Annotated in this window: 19 protein-coding genes; 4 read left to right on the forward strand and 15 right to left on the reverse strand. The window is 62.5% G+C overall.

The features are described from left to right. Positions 1-151 precede the first annotated feature (151 nt). Entirely contained in the window at positions 152-2,278 is a 2,127-nt protein-coding gene (locus DYST_RS05370; RefSeq protein WP_239950580.1) for a beta-galactosidase, read from the forward strand. 72 nt (positions 2,279-2,350) lie between these two features. Here DYST_RS05370 and DYST_RS05375 read toward each other — a convergent pair whose 3' ends face one another. The 10 genes from DYST_RS05375 to DYST_RS05420 all read right to left on the reverse strand — a co-directional run bounded on the left by DYST_RS05375 (position 2,351) and on the right by DYST_RS05420 (position 11,981). Next, positions 2,351-3,163, reverse strand: coding sequence for a ferritin-like domain-containing protein (locus DYST_RS05375; RefSeq protein WP_239950581.1), 813 nt, complete (start codon positions 3,161-3,163; stop codon positions 2,351-2,353). Between the two features lie 62 nt (positions 3,164-3,225). Then, a complete protein-coding gene (gene purF / locus DYST_RS05380) occupies positions 3,226-4,701 on the reverse strand; it encodes an amidophosphoribosyltransferase (RefSeq protein WP_102304448.1) in 1,476 nt (491 codons plus the stop codon). Continuing rightward, positions 4,638-5,324 (reverse strand): CvpA family protein, encoded by a 687-nt coding sequence (locus DYST_RS05385; protein ID WP_343214855.1) that lies wholly within the window; start codon positions 5,322-5,324, stop codon positions 4,638-4,640. The genes purF and DYST_RS05385 overlap by 64 nt, the downstream gene beginning before the upstream one ends. Before the next feature lie 30 nt (positions 5,325-5,354). Further along, on the reverse strand, positions 5,355-6,398 hold the full coding sequence (locus DYST_RS05390; RefSeq protein WP_239950582.1) for an SPOR domain-containing protein: 1,044 nt from the start codon (positions 6,396-6,398) through the stop codon (positions 5,355-5,357). A 61-nt stretch (positions 6,399-6,459) separates the two neighbouring features. Then, on the reverse strand, positions 6,460-7,752 hold the full coding sequence (gene folC, locus DYST_RS05395) for a bifunctional tetrahydrofolate synthase/dihydrofolate synthase (RefSeq protein ID WP_239950584.1): 1,293 nt from the start codon (positions 7,750-7,752) through the stop codon (positions 6,460-6,462). Next, positions 7,749-8,360: a GNAT family N-acetyltransferase gene (locus tag DYST_RS05400; RefSeq protein ID WP_239950585.1), complete on the reverse strand. Its 612-nt coding sequence runs from the start codon at positions 8,358-8,360 to the stop codon at positions 7,749-7,751. The genes folC and DYST_RS05400 overlap by 4 nt, the downstream gene beginning before the upstream one ends. A 3-nt stretch (positions 8,361-8,363) precedes the next feature. Next, the gene (locus tag DYST_RS05405; protein WP_239950587.1) at positions 8,364-8,768 is read right to left on the reverse strand and encodes a ketosteroid isomerase-related protein; all 405 of its coding nucleotides are present in this window, start codon (positions 8,766-8,768) and stop codon (positions 8,364-8,366) included. 87 nt (positions 8,769-8,855) lie between these two features. Next, positions 8,856-9,014, reverse strand: a complete 159-nt coding sequence (locus tag DYST_RS05410) for a hypothetical protein (RefSeq protein WP_199179045.1) — start codon at positions 9,012-9,014, stop codon at positions 8,856-8,858. A 97-nt stretch (positions 9,015-9,111) separates the two neighbouring features. Next, on the reverse strand, positions 9,112-11,559 hold the full coding sequence (locus DYST_RS05415) for a heavy metal translocating P-type ATPase (protein WP_275666930.1): 2,448 nt from the start codon (positions 11,557-11,559) through the stop codon (positions 9,112-9,114). Beyond that, positions 11,556-11,981, reverse strand: a complete 426-nt coding sequence (locus DYST_RS05420) for a MerR family DNA-binding protein (protein ID WP_239950589.1) — start codon at positions 11,979-11,981, stop codon at positions 11,556-11,558. Before DYST_RS05420 ends, DYST_RS05415 begins: the two co-directional genes overlap by 4 nt. A gap of 197 nt (positions 11,982-12,178) precedes the next feature. Between DYST_RS05420 and DYST_RS05425 the strand changes: the two genes are divergently transcribed. Beyond that, the gene (locus DYST_RS05425; RefSeq protein WP_239950591.1) at positions 12,179-14,350 is read left to right on the forward strand and encodes a TonB-dependent siderophore receptor; all 2,172 of its coding nucleotides are present in this window, start codon (positions 12,179-12,181) and stop codon (positions 14,348-14,350) included. 55 nt (positions 14,351-14,405) lie between these two features. Here DYST_RS05425 and DYST_RS05430 read toward each other — a convergent pair whose 3' ends face one another. From DYST_RS05430 to DYST_RS05440, 3 genes are read right to left on the reverse strand one after another with little or no spacing between them, the layout of a single operon-like run. Continuing rightward, complete coding sequence (locus DYST_RS05430; RefSeq protein ID WP_239950593.1) at positions 14,406-15,371, reverse strand: sensor histidine kinase; 966 nt, start codon at positions 15,369-15,371, stop codon at positions 14,406-14,408. Between the two features lie 22 nt (positions 15,372-15,393). After that, positions 15,394-15,753 carry a hypothetical protein gene (locus DYST_RS05435; RefSeq protein WP_239950594.1) on the reverse strand — a complete coding sequence of 120 codons (360 nt, stop codon included), beginning with the start codon at positions 15,751-15,753 and terminating at the stop codon, positions 15,394-15,396. After that, on the reverse strand, positions 15,737-16,426 hold the full coding sequence (locus DYST_RS05440; RefSeq protein ID WP_239950596.1) for a response regulator: 690 nt from the start codon (positions 16,424-16,426) through the stop codon (positions 15,737-15,739). The genes DYST_RS05435 and DYST_RS05440 overlap by 17 nt, the downstream gene beginning before the upstream one ends. A 134-nt stretch (positions 16,427-16,560) precedes the next feature. On the opposite strand from DYST_RS05440, the gene DYST_RS05445 reads away from it, so the two are divergent. Next, positions 16,561-17,337 (forward strand): MipA/OmpV family protein, encoded by a 777-nt coding sequence (locus tag DYST_RS05445; RefSeq protein WP_239950597.1) that lies wholly within the window; start codon positions 16,561-16,563, stop codon positions 17,335-17,337. Positions 17,338-17,339: 2 nt separating this feature from the next. Continuing rightward, positions 17,340-17,579, forward strand: a complete 240-nt coding sequence (locus tag DYST_RS05450; protein WP_239950598.1) for a hypothetical protein — start codon at positions 17,340-17,342, stop codon at positions 17,577-17,579. 85 nt (positions 17,580-17,664) lie between these two features. On the opposite strand, the gene efeB is transcribed toward DYST_RS05450, so the two are convergent. Together efeB and DYST_RS05460 are read right to left on the reverse strand one after the other, a co-directional pair. Then, complete coding sequence (efeB, locus tag DYST_RS05455) at positions 17,665-18,954, reverse strand: iron uptake transporter deferrochelatase/peroxidase subunit (RefSeq protein ID WP_239950599.1); 1,290 nt, start codon at positions 18,952-18,954, stop codon at positions 17,665-17,667. Then, on the reverse strand, positions 18,951-20,105 hold the full coding sequence (locus DYST_RS05460; RefSeq protein WP_239950600.1) for a hypothetical protein: 1,155 nt from the start codon (positions 20,103-20,105) through the stop codon (positions 18,951-18,953). The genes efeB and DYST_RS05460 overlap by 4 nt, the downstream gene beginning before the upstream one ends. Positions 20,106-20,111 lie beyond the last annotated feature (6 nt).

The raw sequence follows: 20,111 nt of genomic DNA on the forward strand, positions 1-20,111 counted from the left end.
AACGGTTGCACCCTTTGCCCAAGCGCGGAATGCTCGGTACATCATGTCTATGGCATCGGACAGCACTGTGCATCCCCGGAGCACTCCTCGATTGCAGTCGACCCAATGGTAGGATAATTTGACAATTAAACCCACTCACAGGCTTCTCTTCATGTTCCGGCCTTTGCTCGCAGCGGTACTGACCACAGTGGTGATGATCGGTGGCGTCTCCGCCGCACCCGGCGATGCCGGGAATGCCGCTCGCCCCCAGGGCGCAGCCCTGCTCCAGCAGCGCGAGCCAATGAGCGTCGGCGTGTTCTATTACCCCGAGCAATGGCCGCGCGCGCAGTGGCAGCGCGACATGAACGGCATGGCCAAGCTCGGCTTCAACTTCACGCACATGGCCGAGTTCAGCTGGACCTACCTGGAACCCGAGGAAGGCCGCTTTGACTTCAAGTGGCTGGACGACGCCATCGACCTGGCACACAAGGCGGGCTTGCGCGTGATCCTTGGTACGCCATCGGGCGCACCACCGGCATGGATGGGTGAGCACTATCCCGAGGTCTACCGGGTCGACGAACACGGGCAGCGCCACGAGCATGGCATCCGCGCTGAAGTTTCCCTTTCCAATCAGAAATACCAGGCCTTCGTCACGCGCCTGGTCACCGCAATGGCGCAGCACTATGGTCACGATCCGCGCGTGTGGGGTTGGCAGGTGGACAACGAGCCCAGCAGCTTTGCGGACTATAGCGACAGCGCGCGCATGGCCTTCCAGCAGTGGCTGAAGGACAAGTACGGCACCATCGATGGTATGAACGCAGCATGGGGCGGCTCATTCTGGAGCACGCGCTACACCAGCTTTGAACAAGTGCTGCTACCCAACGCCACGCTGGCCGCGGAAGACAAGCTGAGTCCGCATGCGCTGGTGGATCTCGCGCGCTTCCAGGCGGATGTCACAGCGCACTTCCTCGATGGGCAGGCGGCGATCATCAAGAAATATGCAGCGCCCGCGCAGTGGGTGACCACCAACTACACCAACGTCACCACGGCAACCGATCCACGACGCAGCCATGGGCTGGATTTCACCACCTTCACGCTTTATCCCGTAGCCGGCACCAACGCATTGGGTGGCGACAGCTACGCCATCGGCAAGCCCGCCAACCTGATGGAAGCCGCTGCGTACTTCCGCCCCATCACCGGCACCTTCGGTGTGATGGAGCTGCAGCCGGGCCAGGTGAACTGGGGCGAGATCAACCCGCAACCCATGCCCGGCGCCGTCGGTATGTGGATGTGGCACGCCTTCGCTTCGGGTGCGTCGCTGCTCAGCACGTACCGTTACCGCCATCCCTTGCGCGGCAGCGAGATGTACCACGAAGGCATCGTCAGCACCGACGGCGTGACGCTCTCGCGCACGGGCAGCGAATTCGTCGACACCATGCACGAGATCCAATCGTTGGAAACCAAGCTGGACGCCAATGCCAAGCTACCCACCACCCTCGCCGCCCGCTACACCGGCTACCTGTGGAGCCATGATGTGTTCTGGGATCTGGAAGCTCAGCCCCAGACCACGCTGTGGAACAGTTGGGCTTACCGCAACGGCTACACGCTGGCGGTGAAGAGCACGGGCGCACCGATGGATTTCGTGGCGGAGGGCGATGATTTCAGCCGCTACCCGTTCCTGATTGCTCCTGCCTACGACATGGTGAGCGAGTCGCTAGCCAAAAAGTGGAAGCACTACGTGGAACAAGGTGGCCATCTGATCCTGACCAGCCGCACGGGCCAGAAGAACGAACTGGGCCACTTCCATGAAGGACCATGGTCAGCGGTCATTCTCGACCTCATCGGCGATGACGTGGAAGCGTTCGACATGCTGCCGCCGAGCGCGGACGGCAAAGTGTCGGCTGATGGCAAGACGCATGAATGGCACCGCTGGGCGGACATCCTTGCGCCTCGCCCCGGCACTGAGGTGCTCGCCACCTACGCAGACCACTACTACGCGGGCAAGGCAGCCGCCACTACGCGCAAGCTTGGCAAAGGCACCGTCACGATGATCGGCGTATCCACCGACGATGGGGCGCTCGAGCGCGACATCGTGCGCAGCGCCTACCAGCGTGCTGGCGTGGCCATTGAAGACCTGCCTAAGGGCGTGTTCCACGAATGGCGCGGTGGCTACGACTTCCTGGTGAACTACAACCCCGCGCCGTTCCAGCCAGTGTTGCCGGCTGGGGCAAAGATCGTGCATGGCCAAGTGCCGTTGGCGCCGGCGCAGGCGCTGGTGTGGAAAACAGCAACGCCGTGAGATCGGCGCAATCTTCTGCTCGTCATTCCGGCGCAGGCCGGAATGACGAGCGAAAGGTGAGGCGCTCTGTCGCTACGACTGGATGGAGAGCTCGGTCAAGCGATCGAGCTCTTCGTCGTCGAAGCCCGCTTCTAGACGTGCCGGTCGATTGAACGGACCACGCAGTTGACGCCCCATGTAGTCGCGTAACAGGTCGAGAAAGGTTTCGCGCGGGTCCAGGCCATCGCGTTCGCAGCAATAGCGGAACCAGCGCGTGCCCGCGGCCACGTGGGCCACCTCTTCACGCAGGATCACGTCGAGAATGGCCACGGTGGGCTCGTCGCCCACCGAGAGCAGGCGCTCGATCATGCCGGGCGTTACATCCAGCCCACGCGCCTCGAGCACGCGCGGCACGAGTGCCATGCGCGCCGTGTCGTAGTGCGCCGTCTTCTCGGCCATTTCCCACAGGCCATTGTGGGCATCGAAATCGCCATACGCGTGACCCAGCTCGGCGAGTCGCCCGGATAGCATGGCGAAATGGCGCGCCTCGTCGTGCGCACAGCTAGCCCAGTCGCGGTAATAGTCGAGCGGCTTGCCGCGAAAACGGTAAACCGCATCCCACGCGAGGTTGATGGCGTTGAACTCGATGTGCGCCACCGCGTGCACCAGTGCAGCCCGACCTTCGGCCGAGCCGAGGCCACGATGCGGCACCTGCCGCTGCGGCACGAGCAAGGGGCGTTCGGGACGTCCCGGCGCGCCGATCAGCTCTGGCGCGGGCGACGTGTCATCCGGCCGAAGTTCGCTAGCGAGAAATGCCTCCCACGTCGCATGCGTAAGACGCAGCTTCTCTGCAGGATCGGCGGCATCAAGGCAGCGCTTGGCGGCGGCGTGGAGGTCAGTCGTCATGAAAAGTCGTCGCGAGCACCCGTCCCATCCCTCTCCCCGGAGGGGAGAGGGAGCAAAAGGTATTACGCGCTGCGGCGAGCTGCCTTGGCGTCGTCGGAACGCAGCATCTCGATCTGCTGCAGGTACTGCTGATCCAGGCCGGTGACGTATTCGCCCGAGAAGCACGACGTGTCGAAGTACTTCAGCTGCTCATTGCCGTCCTGCACTGCCCAGACCAGATCCTTGAGATCCTGGTAGATCAGCCAGTCCGCACCCAGCACTTCCTGCACTTCCTTCTCGGTGTGGCCGGCGGCGACCAGTTCGGAGGCGGCCGGCATGTCGATGCCGTACACGTTCGGGTAGCGCACCGGCGGCGCAGCGGAGGCGAAGTACACGTTCTTAGCACCGGCGTCGCGTGCCATCTGGATGATCTGGCGCGAGGTGGTGCCACGCACGATGGAGTCATCCACCAGCAGCACGTTCTTCTTGCGGAACTCCAGTTCCACCGGATTGAGCTTGCGACGCACGGATTTCACGCGCTCACCCTGTCCCGGCATGATGAAGGTACGGCCGATGTAACGATTCTTGACGAAGCCGTCGCGGAACGGCACGCCCAGCGCCTCGGCCAGCGCCGAGGCAGCGGTGCGTGCGGTGTCCGGAATGGGGATCACCGCGTCAATGCCATGATCCGGACGCTCACGCAGGATCTTCTCGGCCAGCTTCTGGCCCATGCGCAGGCGCGCCTTGTAGACCGACACGTTCTCGATCATCGAATCCGGGCGGGCAAGGTACACGTATTCAAAAATGCACGGCGCATGCGTTGCAGCGTCGGCACAATGGCGCGCGTGCAGCTGGCCGTCGTCCGTGATGAACACGGCTTCACCCGGCTCCACGTCGCGCAGACGCTTGAAGCCCAGGATGTCCAGCGCCACCGACTCGGAGGCCACGGCATACTCACGGCCTTCCGATGTGATGCGCTCGCCCAGCACCAGCGGGCGGATACCGTTAGGGTCACGGAAAGCCAGCAGGCCATAACCCAAGACCAGCGCCAGGCAGGCATAGCCACCGCGCGCACGCTGATGCACACCAGCAACCGCCTTGAAGATGTGATCGGGCGTGAGCGCCATGCGGTCCTGGATCTGCAGCTCGTGCGCCAGCACGTTGAGCAGCACTTCCGAATCGGAATCCGTATTGATGTGGCGGCGATCGTCCTCAAACATCTCGCGACGCAACGCCTCCGTGTTCACCAGGTTACCGTTATGCGCGAACGCGATGCCGTAGGGCGAATTCACATAGAACGGCTGCGCTTCGGACGAACCTTCAGACCCGGCCGTCGGGTAACGGCAATGACCCAGGCCGATACGACCGCGCAAACCGCTCATCGCGTTCTGGCCGAACACGTCGCGCACTAGGCCGTTGCCCTTGTGCAGACGCAGGCGCGCACCATCCACGGTGGCGATGCCGGCAGCGTCCTGGCCGCGGTGCTGCAATACCGTCAATCCGTCATAGAGTGACGCGGCGACCTCACTGGTGCCGACGATGCCGATGATTCCGCACATGATTGAAAGCCTGTAATTAGGAACTGGTTGCCGGAGCGACCGTGGTTGCGGTCGCGGGATGATTCTCGTGTCCAGTCGCTGGCAAAGCGCCCGGGAACCCCGCCGGCAAGGCGGGCAAATGGTCTCAGCAGCGCCGGGGGATTGAGATGGTTGCGGACACTGTCCGGCACCTGCTCACCCAGCCACCCAGCCATTCCCTTGAACTGCGGCAATAACGTGGAATCGTGCCACCACGGATCACGCGTCAACGCGGTGAAGTTGAGCAGGAACACGCCCAGCGTCACCAGCAACACGCCTCGCGCGAGCCCGAAAATCATGCCCAGCAGACGGTCGGTGCCGGACAACCCGGTACCTTCCACCAACCGGGCGACCAGGAAGCGCACCAGCGCACCCAAGATCAACACCGTGACAAAGCACGTTGCGTAACCCGCGGCGATCCGCGCCGACGGCAACGAGATCCAGTGTTCGTAATAGCCCGCGACGCTCGGTCCGAGCGCCCAGGCCACCCAGAACCCGGCGGCCCAAATACCCAGCGCCAGCACCTCGGAAATGAGGCCGCGCCACAGCCCTATCAAGACCGAGACGCCCAGGACGGCAAGAATGATGTAGTCGGCCCAATTCACCGGGTCACCGTGGTGGGTTCAGGTTTGTGTTCAGGGCGCAGTGACGACGTTGCCATCGACACCCAGCTTGCCTTTGATCTGGTCGCGGATGCGCACGGCGTCTGCGCGCTGCGTCTGCGGACCGGCGCGCACGCGCCAAAGCTGCTTACCATTCGCATTGACCGTATCCACATAACCATCGAAGCCGTTCGCGCGCAGCTTGTCGCGCAGCGCATTGGCATCGGTCTGCGTACCCATGGCAGCCACCTGCACGGCCCAACCACCGGCACGCGACGACGGCGCCGCCGCTGTGTTGGCCGCGGCAGCCGCCGGCTTGGCGGCGGGCGGATCATCCTGCGTCGGCGTGGAGGCTCCGCCTTCAAGGCGGGCCGGTGCACCCGGAATGGTCTGCGTGATCTTCAGGCGGGCCGCCTCAGCAGCGGCACGGGATTCGAACGGACCGGCGGTAACCATGGTCAGCGCCTTGCCACCCTGGTTGATGGCGCGGCCATTGGCGGGATAGCCCAGGCCGCGCACGCGCTGGATCAGGCTCTGCGCGCTGGCGGTCGACGCATAGGCGCTGAGATTGACCGAATAGGAGCCGTGGGCGGCAGTCGCTGCCGGCAAAGCAGGCTCCTGCTGCGCCGGAACGGTCGACTTGCCCGCCGTCGTCGCGACGGCGCCGGCTACGACCGCCGCAGCGGCAGCCTTGCCCTGCACGGGGATCACCGGCTGGGCGGCACTCGAACCGGGCCGCGTCACCGTGGTCGGCTCCGGTTTCTGCCCGGCGGCCGGGTCCGTCTCCACGTCACGCGGACGGCTGGAACCGATGTTCACCGTGGCCAACTGGTCGGCCGAACCCACCGGGGCAGCCGAGGCGGCCGGCTTCGGAGCCGGTGCTGCCGTCGAGGCCGGCGCCGCGCCGGGCGTCAGGCTCATGGTTTTGGTCTGCAGGTCACGATCGGGTGCCGGGGGGATAGCCAAGCTGACCGACTCGTCACCGGTCGTAGCTGGAGGGCTGCTGGAGATGAACATCGGCACGATAAGCACAGCCAGCGCGATGAGAACGGCAGCTCCCAGCAGACGTGTTTTCAAGACGGGCTCCAAACGACGGGGGATGCGAGAACGACGCGATTATACCTGCCCGGACCGCCGCTCAGGCCGAATTCCGTCCGCCTGATTCAGCAAGCACCACGGAGGCGACGAAAAACGAGCCGAAAGCCAGCACGCATTCGCCCGGCTTCGCCGAGGATTGCGCTGCTTTGAGCGCACTGGACACATCCGGATGCGCGTCGAAAAGTGCTCCAGGCAGCACGGACTTGAGCTGGCTGACGAGCACGTCGGCAGCAAGTCCACGCGGCGTATCCCGCTCCAGCCCAGCCAGATGCCAATGTGCGATGCGCTCGCCGAGTGCCGCGATCACACCCGCCACGTCCTTATCAGCGAGCGCGCCATAGACGGCATGCACGCGGACGCCGGGCCGAGCGTCCAACCATTCGGCCAAGGCTCGCGCGGCTTGCGGGTTGTGGCCAACGTCCACCACCAGCGGAGGATCGCCGCCGAGCACCTGCAGACGCGCCGTCACGTGCGCCGAGCGCATGCCATTGGCGGCAGCCGCGCCGAGATCCAGGGCGCCGAACGCTGCATCCACGCCCTGCAGCGCGTGCAAGGCAGCGATCGATGCCGCCGCGTTGGCATATTGCACGGGCGCCGCCAATGCGGGATCGGGTAGCGACAGGACCAGCCCGTCTCGGTGACGCCAGCGCCAACCCACCGGATCGCGTTGCACGCTGAAATCCGTGCCTACCCGCTCAACGTGAGCGCTAATGCGCTCCAGCGCCTGCAGCAGGCCAGCCGGAGGATCGATCTCGCCCACGATGGCCGGCCGTCCCACCCTCGCAATGCCGGCCTTCTCCCTGCCAATGCTGTCGCGGTCTGGGCCCAGCCAGTCCATATGGTCCAGGTCGACCGTGGTGATCACCACGACGTCGGCATCGATGATGTTCACCGCATCGAGCCGGCCGCCCAGCCCCACTTCCAGCACGGCAACGTCCAGCTCAGCCCGCGCGAACAGATCCAGCGCAGCGAGCGTGCCGAACTCGAAGTAAGTCAGTGGAATCTCGCCACGTGCCGCTTCGATGCGCTCGAAGCTCGCGATCAGCACGTCATCGCTGGCGTCGTGTCCATTGATGCGGATGCGCTCGTTATAGCGAAGCAAGTGTGGCGAGGTATAGCAGCCTACGTGCAGGCCGGCGGCTGCGAGCATCGCTTCCAGCATGGCGACCGTCGAGCCCTTGCCATTGGTGCCGCCTACGGTGATCACACGCCGCGCCAGCACGGGAGCCCCCATGCGCTGCCACACCTCACGTACCCGATCGAGCCCCAGCTCGATGCTGCGCACGTTCACGCGCTCCTGATAAGACAACCATTCGTCGAGAGTACGGATCATGGGTGGGAGACGCTTTCATCCAGTGGGCGCAGCCAGAAGCGCATGCGGTGAGGGGTAGATTCGAGGGCGTCGATTTCGGTCCAATCCAGCGTGCAGAACATATCGTCCTGCCGCCAATAGCCGCGTTTTATCCAGAACGCGTCGTTAGGGCGGTATCCCGCAGGCTGGCGTGGATCATTCGCGGCGCGCTCCACCGCGCAGAACCCCGTCCAACCATATCCGGGCAACGCGCGTGCATGGCGCTCGCGCGCATCGAAGAAACGATGCCCGATGCCCTGCCCACGGTACGCCGGCAACAGTACCGACTCGCCGAAGTAGAACACCTCGCTGAGCATCATGCCGCGACCGATAAACGGCTGTTGGATGGCGGGGATCTCGTCAACCAATGGAATGCCTGTCGAGCAACCGACAACGTCCTCGCCATCCAGCGCCAGAACGAACACGCTGCGTCGGGAACGCGCATAGGCATCCAGATAACGCTGCTCATAGGCCATGTCCCCGTCATAGAGATAGGGATAGTCACGGAACACCGCGATGCGCAAATTGGCCAGCGCCTTAAGGTGCGGCCGCACTGCCTCGCCGACGCAGGTGAGGATGCGCACCGTCATGGCTTAACCGGAGACCTGCGCGATCCAGTCCTGCAGGTTGTAGTAATTGCTGATGCGCGCGATGCGCTCGTCGCGGATGTCGAAGAACGCGCCGCCCGGCAATACATAACGCTGGCCGCGCGCTGGCGGCAGCCCCTCGTCGTCGGCCAGGTACTGGCCGTGTACCACGTACTCGGCGGCTGCGTGCGTGCCCTCGGCATTCGCCATCAGCACGATGTCACGCAGCTCTTCGCGGTAGCAGCGGTTCATGCGGCCGAGAAACGTGCGGAACGTGTCCCGGCCCGTTTCACGATGACCCTGGTTGATGTCATGCGCCACGTCATCCGTGAGGCAATCGAGCATGGCTTCCCAGTCGCCACGATTGAACGCGTCGTAGTAGCGAGCGACCAGGGCGATGCTGGAGGACATGGAAGCTTCCTGCGGAGCAAGGGGCGCACAGCTTAATGCATGTGCCGTCACGGTGAGCGCCTGCAGCAGCCCGCTGCGACCAGTCGATCAAAAATGCACGCCACTCGCCCGTAACGCCCAATACATGCCGAACGCGGTCCAGAACATTTTCTTCAGGGCGCGCCCGGCAAGCAGGGCTACCAGCAAGCCCAGCAAGAGCGGCATGTGCTTTTCCAATGTGCTGCGCGTGTCGTTGATGATGTTCATGATGAAGTCCTCCCGCACCCCATCGGTGCAGGAGGATCATCCGCCCTGCCCTGTTTCCCAGGCAGGGCGCAGCGTCAATCATCGCAGGTGACAATCATCACAAGGCCACGCGGCGCAGGCGCAGCGCATTGCTGACCACCGACACCGAAGACAGACTCATTGCCAACGCTGCGACCATGGGCGACAGCATCACGCCCATCAGTGGATACAGCAGACCAGCTGCGAGAGGCACACCCACGGCGTTGTAAACGAAGGCAAAGAACAGGTTCTGGCGGATATTCTTCACCGTGGCCTGCGACAACGTCCGGGCACGCACGATGGCGGTGAGTTCGCCCTTCACCAACGTGACCTGCGCACTTTCCATAGCGATGTCGGTGCCGGTACCCATGGCGATGCCGACGTCTGCCAGCGCCAGTGCAGGCGCGTCATTGATACCGTCGCCGGCCATCGCCACGCGCCGCCCCTGTGCGCGCAACTGCTGGATCACCGCGGCCTTGTCGGCCGGTGAGACGTCCGCATGCACTTCGTCGATGCCCAACGAACCGGCAACAGCTTTCGCGGTGGCGAGGTTATCGCCGGTCAGCATCACGATGCGCAGACCAGCCGCATGCAGGTCGCGGATAGCCTGCGGCGTGCTCGCCTTGACGCGATCCGCTACGGCGATAAGGCCGGCGAGCGCGCCGTCGACCGTCAGGAACATCACTGTCGCACCCTCGCTACGCAACGCATCGGCCTTCGCCATAACGGCCGTGTCAGGCTGCACACCCGCATTCGACAGCAGACGCAGATTGCCAAGTGCAATTGCATGGCCATCCACCTCGCCTTCCACGCCTGCGCCGGTCAAAGTGCGAAAATGCGCGACCGCCGGAACCGCTAACCCTTCCGACGCGGCGCCAGCGAGAATCGCACGGGCCAACGGATGCTCGCTGGGACGCTCCAATGCCGCCGCCATCGCGAGCAACTGCGCTCGCGGATATCCGCCCAGGCTCACCACATCCTTCAGTGTGGGTTTGCCCTCAGTCAGCGTGCCGGTCTTGTCCACCACCAACGTATCGATATCGCGCAGCGACTCGATGGCTGACGCGTCTCGAAACAGCACACCGTTCTGCGCCGCCCGACCACTCGCCACCATGATGGAGATCGGCGTGGCAAGACCAAGCGCACACGGGCAGGCAATGATCAGCACCGACACCGCCGAGATCAGCGCATACGCTAGCTTAGGGTCTGGACCAAGCCAGGCCCACAACGCAAACGCCAACACGGCCACGGCAACCACAGCCGGCACAAACCACGCCGCAACACGATCCGCCACGCGTTGCAGTGGCGCCTTGCTGCGTTGCGCCTGAGCGACAAGCGAGACAATCTGCGACAGCATGGTTTCGGCGCCCACCTTCTCGGCGCGCATCAGCAAGGCACCATCCTGATTCACGGTGCCGCCGGTGATCCGGTCACCCTTGGCCTTGCCTACGGGCAGCGGTTCGCCGGTGAGCATGGATTCGTCGACATGGCTGTTGCCATCAAGCACCACGCCATCCACCGGCACCTTCTCACCCGGGCGAACACGCAATGTGTCGCCAGCATGCACGTCCTCAAGCGGCACGTCGTGCTCGCTTCCATCGGCACTCACGCGGCGTGCCGTCTTTGGCGCCAGTTCCAGCAAGGCCTTGAGCGCTGCCCCCGTACGTCGGCGCGCACGCAGTTCGAGGAAATCACCCAGCGTCACTAGCGTCACGATCACTGCGGCCGATTCGAAATACACGCCCACGCGACCATGCATATCTTGGAAGCCCGCCGGGAACAGCGATGGCGCAAGGAATGCCACGGCGCTATAGAGCCATGCCACGCCCGTACCCAACGCAATGAGCGTGTACATGTTCGGCGACCACGGCTTGAGCGACTGCCAGCCACGCGCGAAGAACGCCGCGCCGCCCCACAGCACGACCACCGTGGACAGCACGGCCTCAACCCACGCCGCCACGCCATCCCATGGGGACGGCAAATGCCAGCCGAATAGATGTGGCCCCATCGCAAGCAGGAACACCGGCAGCGTCAACGCGACGAGTGTCCAGAAACGACGCGACATGGCGCGCAGTTCATGGCCATCGTCCTCGTCGAGGCTAGGCATCATCGGTTCCAGCGCCATGCCGCACTTTGGGCAACGCCCCGGCCCCACCTGCTGCACCTCCGGGTGCATGGGACAGGTGTAGATAGCGCCCGCGAGCACCGGTGCCGGCTCCTTGGGCGGGCTTAGATAACTCGCAGGATCGGCGAGGAATTTCTCTTTGCAGCGCTGAGCGCAGAAGTAGAGCGTCTGGCCCTCATGCTCAGCCTGGTGCTTCGCGGTGGCAGGATCGACACTCATGCCGCATACCGGATCCTTCGCCGCTGTCACGGCATGGTCGTGGTGTGCACCGTGGTCGTGGTGGTGATGTTCGTGGTGATGCTGCGCAGGAGTCGCTGCGGCCTTGCCGCCACAGCACGATGCCTTCGCTTCAGGCTCGGGTTGCGGCTTCGTGCTGCAGCAGGCGTGCTCTTCCGTACTCATGCCTCGCCCTCCATGTCCGTCAGCGCCTTGAGGATTGGGCACTGCTCCGGCGAGCCGTGACCTGGACAGGCCTCGATCAGTTGCTCCAACCCATCGCGCACGCGAGTCAGTTCCGCAATGCGCTCATCGATAGCGGCGAGGCGTTCTTCCGCGCGCTTCTTCACCGCCTTCACGCCGCGCTGCCGATCGGCAGATAGCGTCAGCAGATCGCGAATCTCTTCGAGCGTGAAACCCAGATCCTTCGCGCGCCGGATAAAACGCAACTGGCGCACCGCGCCCTCGTCATAGCTGCGATAGCCGGACGCGCGTCGCAACGGTTCCGGCAACAGCCCCTCCCGCTCGTAGTAACGAATAGTGTCGATCGCCACGCCGACCCGCCGCGCGACCGCCCCGATGGTCATGGAACTGTTGGGAGTGTTCATGGGGTCAAGTCTAGACCTTTGATCAAGGTCTAGAGTCAAGCCCTCCCGGGGCCAATCGCAATATATTGCATATCAAACAATAACGATTATCATTAGTAACACCCTCTACTCGCCCGCCCCTCGCTTCCCTGGCAACAGGTTCCGGCCTCCACCGATGGATGAAGCGACGCGCATGGATCTCAAGGCAATTCGTTCTCATGACCATCAAACTTCTGGCCGGCGCCGTGCTGGCTGCGCTTCTGTTTCCTCACGCGGCTCTCGCCGTCACTGGTAACCCGCTATCCACCGAGGCGGCCGATGCTCCCGCTTCGGAAAGTCAGGCCAAGAAGCTTTCTTCCGTGGACGTGCAAGCCAGTGTGACCACGCTGGATGCGCAAACCGCTGACTCGGCGACAAAAACCCGCACGTCACTCATCGAAACACCCCAGGTGGTATCGGTGGTCACGCAGGAACAGATGCGCATGCGCGGTGCGCAGAGCGTGATTCAGGCACTGGGCTATTCCGCAGGCGTTGCCGGCTACGGTCCGGATTCGCGTTCGGATTGGTACACCGTCATTCGCGGTTTTTGGCCGTCCATTTATCTGGACGGCCTGCAACTGCCGGTGACCATGAATCTAGCCAGTTGGATCACCGACCCTTATCAGTTGGAACGCGTCGACGTGCTGCATGGCCCCTCTTCCGTACTCTATGGGCAGGGCGAACCCGGCGGCACAGTGGACATGGTAAGCAAAGTGGCCGGTGGCGCGCCGGTACACGAGGTGCAATTCCAGTTGGGCGATCACGCACGCAAACAGCTGGCTGCCGACTATGGAGGCCATCTCGACGCCGCGGGCAACTGGTCGTACCGCGTGGTCGCACTAGGCCGCAATCAGGACGTCGCCAACTCGCCGTTTCGTTCGTCGCGCGTGATGTTGGCGCCCTCGGTGGCCTGGAAACCGTCGACCGATACATCACTGGTCATCACCGCCAACTACCTGCGCGACCATGCCAACTACGCCGGCAACTTCCTGCCGGCTGAAGGCACCATTCTGCCCAGCCCGTATGGTCGCATTTCGCCGCACACGTACACCGGCGATGCGGACTTCACCAAGTACCACAAGGTCGAATACGCCTTCGGCTATCAGTTCCAGCATCGATTCAACGACATCTGGACCTTCCGGCAGAACACGCGCTACTCGCGTACCTGGCTGGATAACAACATGGTCTACGGCATTGGCATGGCCGAGGATGGTCACAGCATCGATCGCTACGCAGGCATCGCCAAGCCCGACTACCGACGCCTGGCTATCGACAATCAGATGGAAGGCCATTTCCAGAAAGGCGCTTTCGAGCATACGGTACTGGTGGGTGTCGATTACCAGCATCAGCGCACCGATGACCCGGAAAATTACGCTCTGGCGCCACCCATCGATCTGTACAACCCGGTGTACTTGCCGATCGATCTGGCGATCTTCGCCCCTGGCGGAGCCAACTATCCACAGGACATCCGCCAGACCCAGAAACAGTTGGGCCTTTATGCGCAGGATCAGATCAAGTACGCCGACCACTGGGTGTTCGTGCTGTCAGGCCGTCAAGACTGGAGCCGCCTGAGTTCGATTGACCATGCCGTACCCGATGCCACGACGGCACGCCAGAACGATCATGCGTTCACCGGCCGCGCAGGCGTGGTGTATCTGGCCGACAACGGTCTGGCGCCCTACTTGAGCTATTCGGAATCGTTTAACCCGACCACCACACCAAACGCCTACGGAGCACCGTTCCGACCGACCACCGGCAAGCAGTACGAGGCAGGCCTGCGCTTCCAGCCACCGGGCGGTCGCACCTCGCTTACTGCAGCGGTGTTCCAGATCCACCAACAGAACGTGCTTACGCCGAACCCAGACCAGCTGAACTTCCCCAATGGCTCGCTGCAGACCGGTGAAGTGCGCTCGCGTGGCGTGGAGCTCGAAGCTCGCACAGCATTCGGCGACGGCTTCAACCTGCTGGGTGCCTATACCTATCAAGACGTGCGCAACACCAAGGCCAACGACAACACGCTGAATAAGTGGCAGACCTCCATTCCCATCCCGCACGAACTCGCTTCCGTATGGGCCGACTACACCATCCCACAGGGTGACTGGGCGGGCCTGGGCGTAGGTGCTGGTGCGCGCTATACCAGCTCGTCGCGCGGCGCTCCGGACAACTCGTTGCGCGTGCCTGGCTACACGCTGATCGACGCCACGGCGTTCTACCAGTTGCCGCAGTGGCGCCTGGCTCTGAATCTGAGCAACCTGGCGAACAAGGTGTATGTCGCCGGCTGCTATGACGCCACTCGCTGCATCTACGGCCCCGGCCGCACCGCCATGCTCACGGCCACCTATGACTGGTGAGCCACTGAAACGATCCGCGTCGATCTGGCAATGGGCGTGACATCACGCCCGTTGCCTAAGCAGTATCCCCGCAACGGGGAAGCCACAGGCGAAAGCATGCGCCGCCGCCATCCGCTTCGGTCACCTCCACTCGTCCGCGATGCAGCACGATGATTTCCTGCACCAAATGCAGGCCGAGCCCCGCGCCGGTACTGCTGGGACGCAGGCGATAGAAAGGGTCAAAGATGCGGTGTCGCTCATCAACGGGAACACCAGGCCCCTGATCACTCACGCCAAGCGTGCCGTCTTCCTTAACGACAATCGTGATCACGCCCCGACCGCCACCATGGGCAATGGCGTTCTGAAGCAAATTTGTCAGGGCGCGCGACAAGGCCATGCGATCGCCCATGACCATCACGTGGGCATCCGGTGCATCCAAGGCCAGTTCGTAGCCCGCGTCAACAACCATCGGCGCCACATCCGCAGCCACTTCGCTCGACAGAGCCACCAGGTCAAGCGGCTCGAACGCATCTTGTGGCCGGCTCAGTCGTTGCAGGTCGAGCAGCTGTTCCGCGAGATTGGACAACCGTGCCACGTCGGCCAGCAGCCGGCTCCGGGATGCGCCAGCCACCAGTGTCTCGATGCGAGCTTCCAGGATGGCAATCGGTGCGCGCAGCTCGTGCGCGGCATCGACAAGGAAGCGATCACGCGCTTCGTAGCCTTCATTGAGTCGCTCAAGCGCTGCGTTGAAGGCCTGCACCATAGGTTGCAGCTCGCGGGGTACCGCCTGGTCAGCCAATCGCGCACTACGCTCATCAATATTGATCGCCCGCGCTTGCTCGGCTACCTCTCGGACGCCTGATATGGCGCGACGAATGAGCCATGGCATGACGACCAACGTAGCCAATATAAGCGGCAACGTCATGCGCCAGGCAAGATAGCTGGCCACTCCAACGAGCACAGGTCCGAGCTTCACCGACGCGACGCCGCCGCACATGATGTGCACCTGTCCAAACGAGGTCTCACCAAGGCGGGTGCGCATGGTAAGCGTGTACGGCGGGCGACTATCGTGGATCTCCGTTGCCCCCCAGATGTGACAGCGACGACGCCAGTGAACGATAAATCGCTGGCACCTCGCCATGCTCGAGTCGGCGCCCCTGTTCGTCCTCCACCACAAACCACAAGCCCGGTTGCGCGCGTAAGAGTGCCTGCACGTCTTTATCATCAGCGAGGGCCAAATGCCCTGACGAATCAAGATGCAAGGCATCCTGAATGACACGGGGCACGCTGTCGTCGATGTAAGAGACGTTTTCCTGGTGATACGAGAACGTAACGACAACGATCAGGCCAAGGACCGCCAACAACTGCAAGCCGATGATTCGCCACGACAGCTGAAAGACCAGCGATTTACTCCTCGCGAACATCGGGACGCTCCTTCAGCAGATAGCCGATGCCGCGAATGACATGAATATCGGCACGCGCACCGGATTCGGCCAATGAACGGCGCAATTTTGAAACGTGAGCATCCAGCGCATTGGACTGAATCTCGTCATTGAAGTCATACACCGACTCCTGAAGCACTTCGCGGCGGACGGTACGGCCATGCCGCAGAAACAGTGCCTCCAGCACCAGCATTTGACGTCGTGGAAGCGGCAATAGGACGCCCTCGACAAAGGCTTCGTGTGTGGAGAAGTCGAACGTGAGGTTACCAACGGTTGCCGTGGGCAAGACCAGTTGTGAGGGGCGTCGGGATATCGCGCGGATGCGCGCCAACAACTCCTCGATGGCGAACGGTTTGACCAGATAATCATCCGCGCCAAGATCAAGGCCAGCGACACGATCGGGCAGCGCGCCACGCGCCGTCAGCATGATGACAGGCAGATCTGCCCGATACTTGCGCGCCAACCGAATGAGCGTGATGCCGTCGCCATCCGGCAATTGGCGATCGAGCAGGAGCAGATCATGGACGTTTTGACGCAAGGCTTCACTCGCCTGCGACAGATCCGGTGCGGTATCTACCAGCATGCCGTGGCGCTGCAAGGCCGCGCATAAGGCGATGGCCATTTCTGGTTCGTCTTCGACCAGCAGGATACGCATAGTGAGGCGGTTGCTCCTTCTCAGCCCGCCATGGCCGGGGCGATGACTCTAGCAGTTGGGCCGCTTAGCCGGCGCAATGTTCGGGCAATGTAGGTTCCCCAGCATGCGGCGCTTGGATTATCAGCCTGCATCCCATGCCAACTATTTCCCGACGTCTCGCCAGCCTGGTCGTTGTTTCGATAGGCACCATTTATTGCACCGATGCCGCTGCGCAATCGTCGCCAGAGCAAAACCGCACGTGGACCATAGGTATGGGCGCCATTTGGAGCCCCAGTCCCTATCGCGACTACAGCAACAAGGCATGGCCGATGCCGTTGGTCAGCTATGAAGGCAAGTCGTTTTACGTGCGGGGAGCCAGCCTCGGGTATCGGCTATTCACCACCGGGTCGGACGAGTTCTCCGTTATCGCATCGCCATTGGGCAATCGTTTCATGCATGACGACACCAACGATCCACGCCTTCGTCGTCTTTCCGATCGTGATATTTCCGGCATCGTCGGCGTGGCATGGTTGCATCGCGCGAACTGGGGTGTTCTTCAAGCGAGTGCGCAAAAGGAATTCACTGGCCACGGTGGCGGCGAAGTGCTTGATGCGAACTACAGTTTCCCAATGAAGGAAGGAAGTCTGCTGCTGACGCCGACCTTGGGCGTCACGTACGACACGGGCGCGATCAATAATTACTACTACGGCATAAGCGCAGCCGATGCTTCTCGAAGCGGGCTGAGCTTTTATCGCGCCGGCAGCGGCTCCATGCCGTACCTAGGCATGTCGGCCACCTACAAGCTATCTCGATCCTGGCTAACGTCGGCTGGCGTGCGCTATGCGCGTTTGCCGGACGCCGTGAAGGACAGCCCCATGGTCGACGCCGATCATACGGAGAGTTATTTCATCTCCCTGAGCTACATCTTCTGAACATGAGCCAAGGCATCTTCCGACGCATCTTCCAACTGGCTGAACAGCTAGAGCCCAACCGAACCGCGGTTTGGGACTGGTTGCTTCATACGCACATCGACGGATTTGACGGACACACGGCGCTGGAAATGGTTTTCGCCGATCAAGGCGAGCAGGTCGTCGACATGCTGGAGGCCGCGCTGCATGACGAGAACGACAACGTACTACTCGGTCCGTCTCTTTCAGCACCGCGCAGACACTGAGGTCGGCGTGCCTGGATAGCCGCAAGTGCCAGACCTTGGCACTTGCGACCCCACGCAACCAGACGCGACGCGCGAATCAAGCTTCTCAAGCAACGCCAAACAAACTTTGGCCCACGTATCCGCCCTCTCGCACACCCGGCGGGCACGCGAACACACCACCGCCGATATGCGTCACGAACTGATTCATCATGTCGAACTTGGACATCTTGTCGAAGATCTTGATGAAGCCCTGACGCGGATCGTGTTGGAAGCACAGAAACATCAGGCCTGCGTCGAACTCCATGCCTTGGTGCCACGGCGGCCAACGCTCCGCTGTAAAGCTCAGACCGTTGTCGTAGGAGTAGGAGCGACGAAGAATCTGCGCACCGTCATTGACCGCGGGCGCACCCAGCCGCACATGGGAGTTCTCCGGCAGCACAGGGTTGCCGTCGGCATCATTGGCCTCGAGATCCAGCGCATCGAATTCGCCCGTCTTACCCAATGGGGCACCGGTGTCTTTGTGGCGCCCCATCACCTGCTCCTGGAACGCGAGCTTCATACGGTCCCAATGTTCGAGAGCGATGCGGATGGGCCGCGCCACCAGATAGGAACCACCCTGCATCCACGCCGTTTCGCTGCCCGCCCACACAAAGTCGCTCATGGCCTTGGAGTCAGACGCACTGGGATTCATGGTGCCGTCCTTGAACCCCATCAGATTGCGCGGTGTTTCATGCGCGGACTTGCCTGCCGAAAGAAAGCCCGTCTGCGCCCAGCGTAACTTGGCAGCGCCATAGGACAGGCGCGCAAACTGCCGCACGGCATGGAAAACCACTTGCGGATCATTCGCGCACACCTGGATGCAAAGATCGCCGCCAGTGCGCTCCGCGACAAGTTGGTCACCGTTGAAACGCGGAAGGTCCACCAGTGCGGCGGGCCGATGATCACCAAGGCCAAAGCGCTCCTTACCGTCTTTCACGAAGAGCGTTGCGCCAAATCCGAAGGTCACCGTGAGGCGACTGGCCGGCAGTCCTTGCGACTCTCCCGAATCAAGCGGCTCCTTGCCCGGATCGTTGGAGAGTGGTGCGGCGGTCTGACCTTGGGTCAGGCGCGCTGCTGCATTCGTCCATGTCTTCAGCAAGGCAATCAGCTCGTCGCGCTTCTCCGTAGCGACATCGAAAGCGGCGAAATACACGTGGGACTGCTGTGGCGTGGCGATGCCTGCCTGATGTTCGCCAAAGAACGGCACGACATCAGCGTCACTGGCACTCGCATCGGGTGCATTCCGATTACGTGCGTAGGACAGCGCAGGCGCTACGGAAGCGGCCGCAGCCAATGTCGTTGCCGATGCGAGAAAACGACGCCGGCCGTGCAACCTGGAATCGTCGGTGGTGCTCATTTTCCGCCTCTCACCAAAGTATTCATGTCGTCTTCGACGTAATAGAAGCCTTGGCCGTCCGGGGTCAGGGCAATACCAAAAAGATCGCCATTGCCAGGCGGCGATTGGGCCTGATCGGAATCAATCCACTGGCTATAGATCTGCTTGCCGCCGGCCGGGTCCACTTCCACGAGCTGGCCGTCCTTGCCGTTGCAAACCAGGAGATGCCCGGCCGGGGTGTAAACCATCGCAAGCGGCCAGCTCAACAAGCCGTCCTTGGTCACCAACTTGCCAGTGCCCCCGCTGGTCGTGCGATCAACGGCGTCCGGAATGGCGGTGATGACGTTATCCAGGCCGTCCGTCACGTAAAGCGTATTGTCCGGCCCCAATGACAACCCGGTCGGACCCAGCAGGAAGTTGTCGCGATCCGCGCGCTGCGCAAAACCATCGCCCACGACGGTCTGATCGACCAGCACCGGCGGCTTGCCCTCGGGAATCTTGATATTCAGGCGCAGCACCGTCGCCTTGTGAATGACTTCCGGAAAGCCGGTGGCCTTATCGATCACGTCTGGGCTGCGCAGTCCAAAGCCCGCCATGCTGATAAACAACGTGGCGGTGTCACCACGATCCACCACGGCCATATCGCCCCAGGGGTCGTTGATGGTCGGGCCCGACCATGCCGCCACCATCTTGCCATTGGGGTCCAACACGATCAGGCAACCATCGCCTTTGGTGGCGGTGGTGCCGTCGGTGCTCGGGGTACTGCCAACAATCACCCAACCGCTCTTGAGCATGGTCATCGCCGTGGTCAAACCCACGCCACCCGGGCATTCCGGCAGTTTCTGCGGCAGCTTGGCGAACAGCGTGGTCTGCTTGGTCGAGGGGCGATAGTTGATGATGGTCGTGCCTGTGCCCTGCAAGTTCGACAGGTTGTTGAAGTTGTCGACCAGCACGTCGTCTTTCTGGATGGCGCCCGCAGACACCGGAGCTACGACCACCGCATAGGGATTCAAGTCCCCGTTTTCCGTGACCGACGAAGTCAACGTCACATGACGATGAATGGACTCCAGCATGCCCTTGGGCTCATCCGCCGCCGCTTGCGCCGCACACGTCATGAGTGCCGCCGCGAGGATCAGCGCCCCACCCTTTCCACTAAAGATCGAATCATTCATCCGCGA

It is taken from the genome of Dyella terrae (genome assembly GCF_022394535.1).
Taxonomy (GTDB): Bacteria; Pseudomonadota; Gammaproteobacteria; order Xanthomonadales; family Rhodanobacteraceae; genus Dyella.

Coding starts and splice junctions, on each gene's coding strand:
- efeB (WP_239950599.1), bottom strand. CDS start 18,954: ATGAGCACCACCGACGATTCCAGGTTGCACGGCCGGCGTCGTTTTCTC.
- DYST_RS05410 (WP_199179045.1), bottom strand. CDS start 9,014: ATGAACATCATCAACGACACGCGCAGCACATTGGAAAAGCACATGCCG.
- DYST_RS05425 (WP_239950591.1), top strand. CDS start 12,179: ATGACCATCAAACTTCTGGCCGGCGCCGTGCTGGCTGCGCTTCTGTTT.
- DYST_RS05430 (WP_239950593.1), bottom strand. CDS start 15,371: ATGCGCACCCGCCTTGGTGAGACCTCGTTTGGACAGGTGCACATCATG.
- DYST_RS05420 (WP_239950589.1), bottom strand. CDS start 11,981: ATGAACACTCCCAACAGTTCCATGACCATCGGGGCGGTCGCGCGGCGG.
- DYST_RS05415 (WP_275666930.1), bottom strand. CDS start 11,559: ATGAGTACGGAAGAGCACGCCTGCTGCAGCACGAAGCCGCAACCCGAG.
- DYST_RS05400 (WP_239950585.1), bottom strand. CDS start 8,360: ATGACGGTGCGCATCCTCACCTGCGTCGGCGAGGCAGTGCGGCCGCAC.
- DYST_RS05440 (WP_239950596.1), bottom strand. CDS start 16,426: ATGCGTATCCTGCTGGTCGAAGACGAACCAGAAATGGCCATCGCCTTA.
- DYST_RS05435 (WP_239950594.1), bottom strand. CDS start 15,753: ATGTTCGCGAGGAGTAAATCGCTGGTCTTTCAGCTGTCGTGGCGAATC.
- folC (WP_239950584.1), bottom strand. CDS start 7,752: ATGATCCGTACTCTCGACGAATGGTTGTCTTATCAGGAGCGCGTGAAC.
- DYST_RS05405 (WP_239950587.1), bottom strand. CDS start 8,768: ATGTCCTCCAGCATCGCCCTGGTCGCTCGCTACTACGACGCGTTCAAT.
- DYST_RS05450 (WP_239950598.1), top strand. CDS start 17,340: ATGAGCCAAGGCATCTTCCGACGCATCTTCCAACTGGCTGAACAGCTA.
- DYST_RS05370 (WP_239950580.1), top strand. CDS start 152: ATGTTCCGGCCTTTGCTCGCAGCGGTACTGACCACAGTGGTGATGATC.
- DYST_RS05375 (WP_239950581.1), bottom strand. CDS start 3,163: ATGACGACTGACCTCCACGCCGCCGCCAAGCGCTGCCTTGATGCCGCC.
- DYST_RS05445 (WP_239950597.1), top strand. CDS start 16,561: ATGCCAACTATTTCCCGACGTCTCGCCAGCCTGGTCGTTGTTTCGATA.
- DYST_RS05460 (WP_239950600.1), bottom strand. CDS start 20,105: ATGAATGATTCGATCTTTAGTGGAAAGGGTGGGGCGCTGATCCTCGCG.
- purF (WP_102304448.1), bottom strand. CDS start 4,701: ATGTGCGGAATCATCGGCATCGTCGGCACCAGTGAGGTCGCCGCGTCA.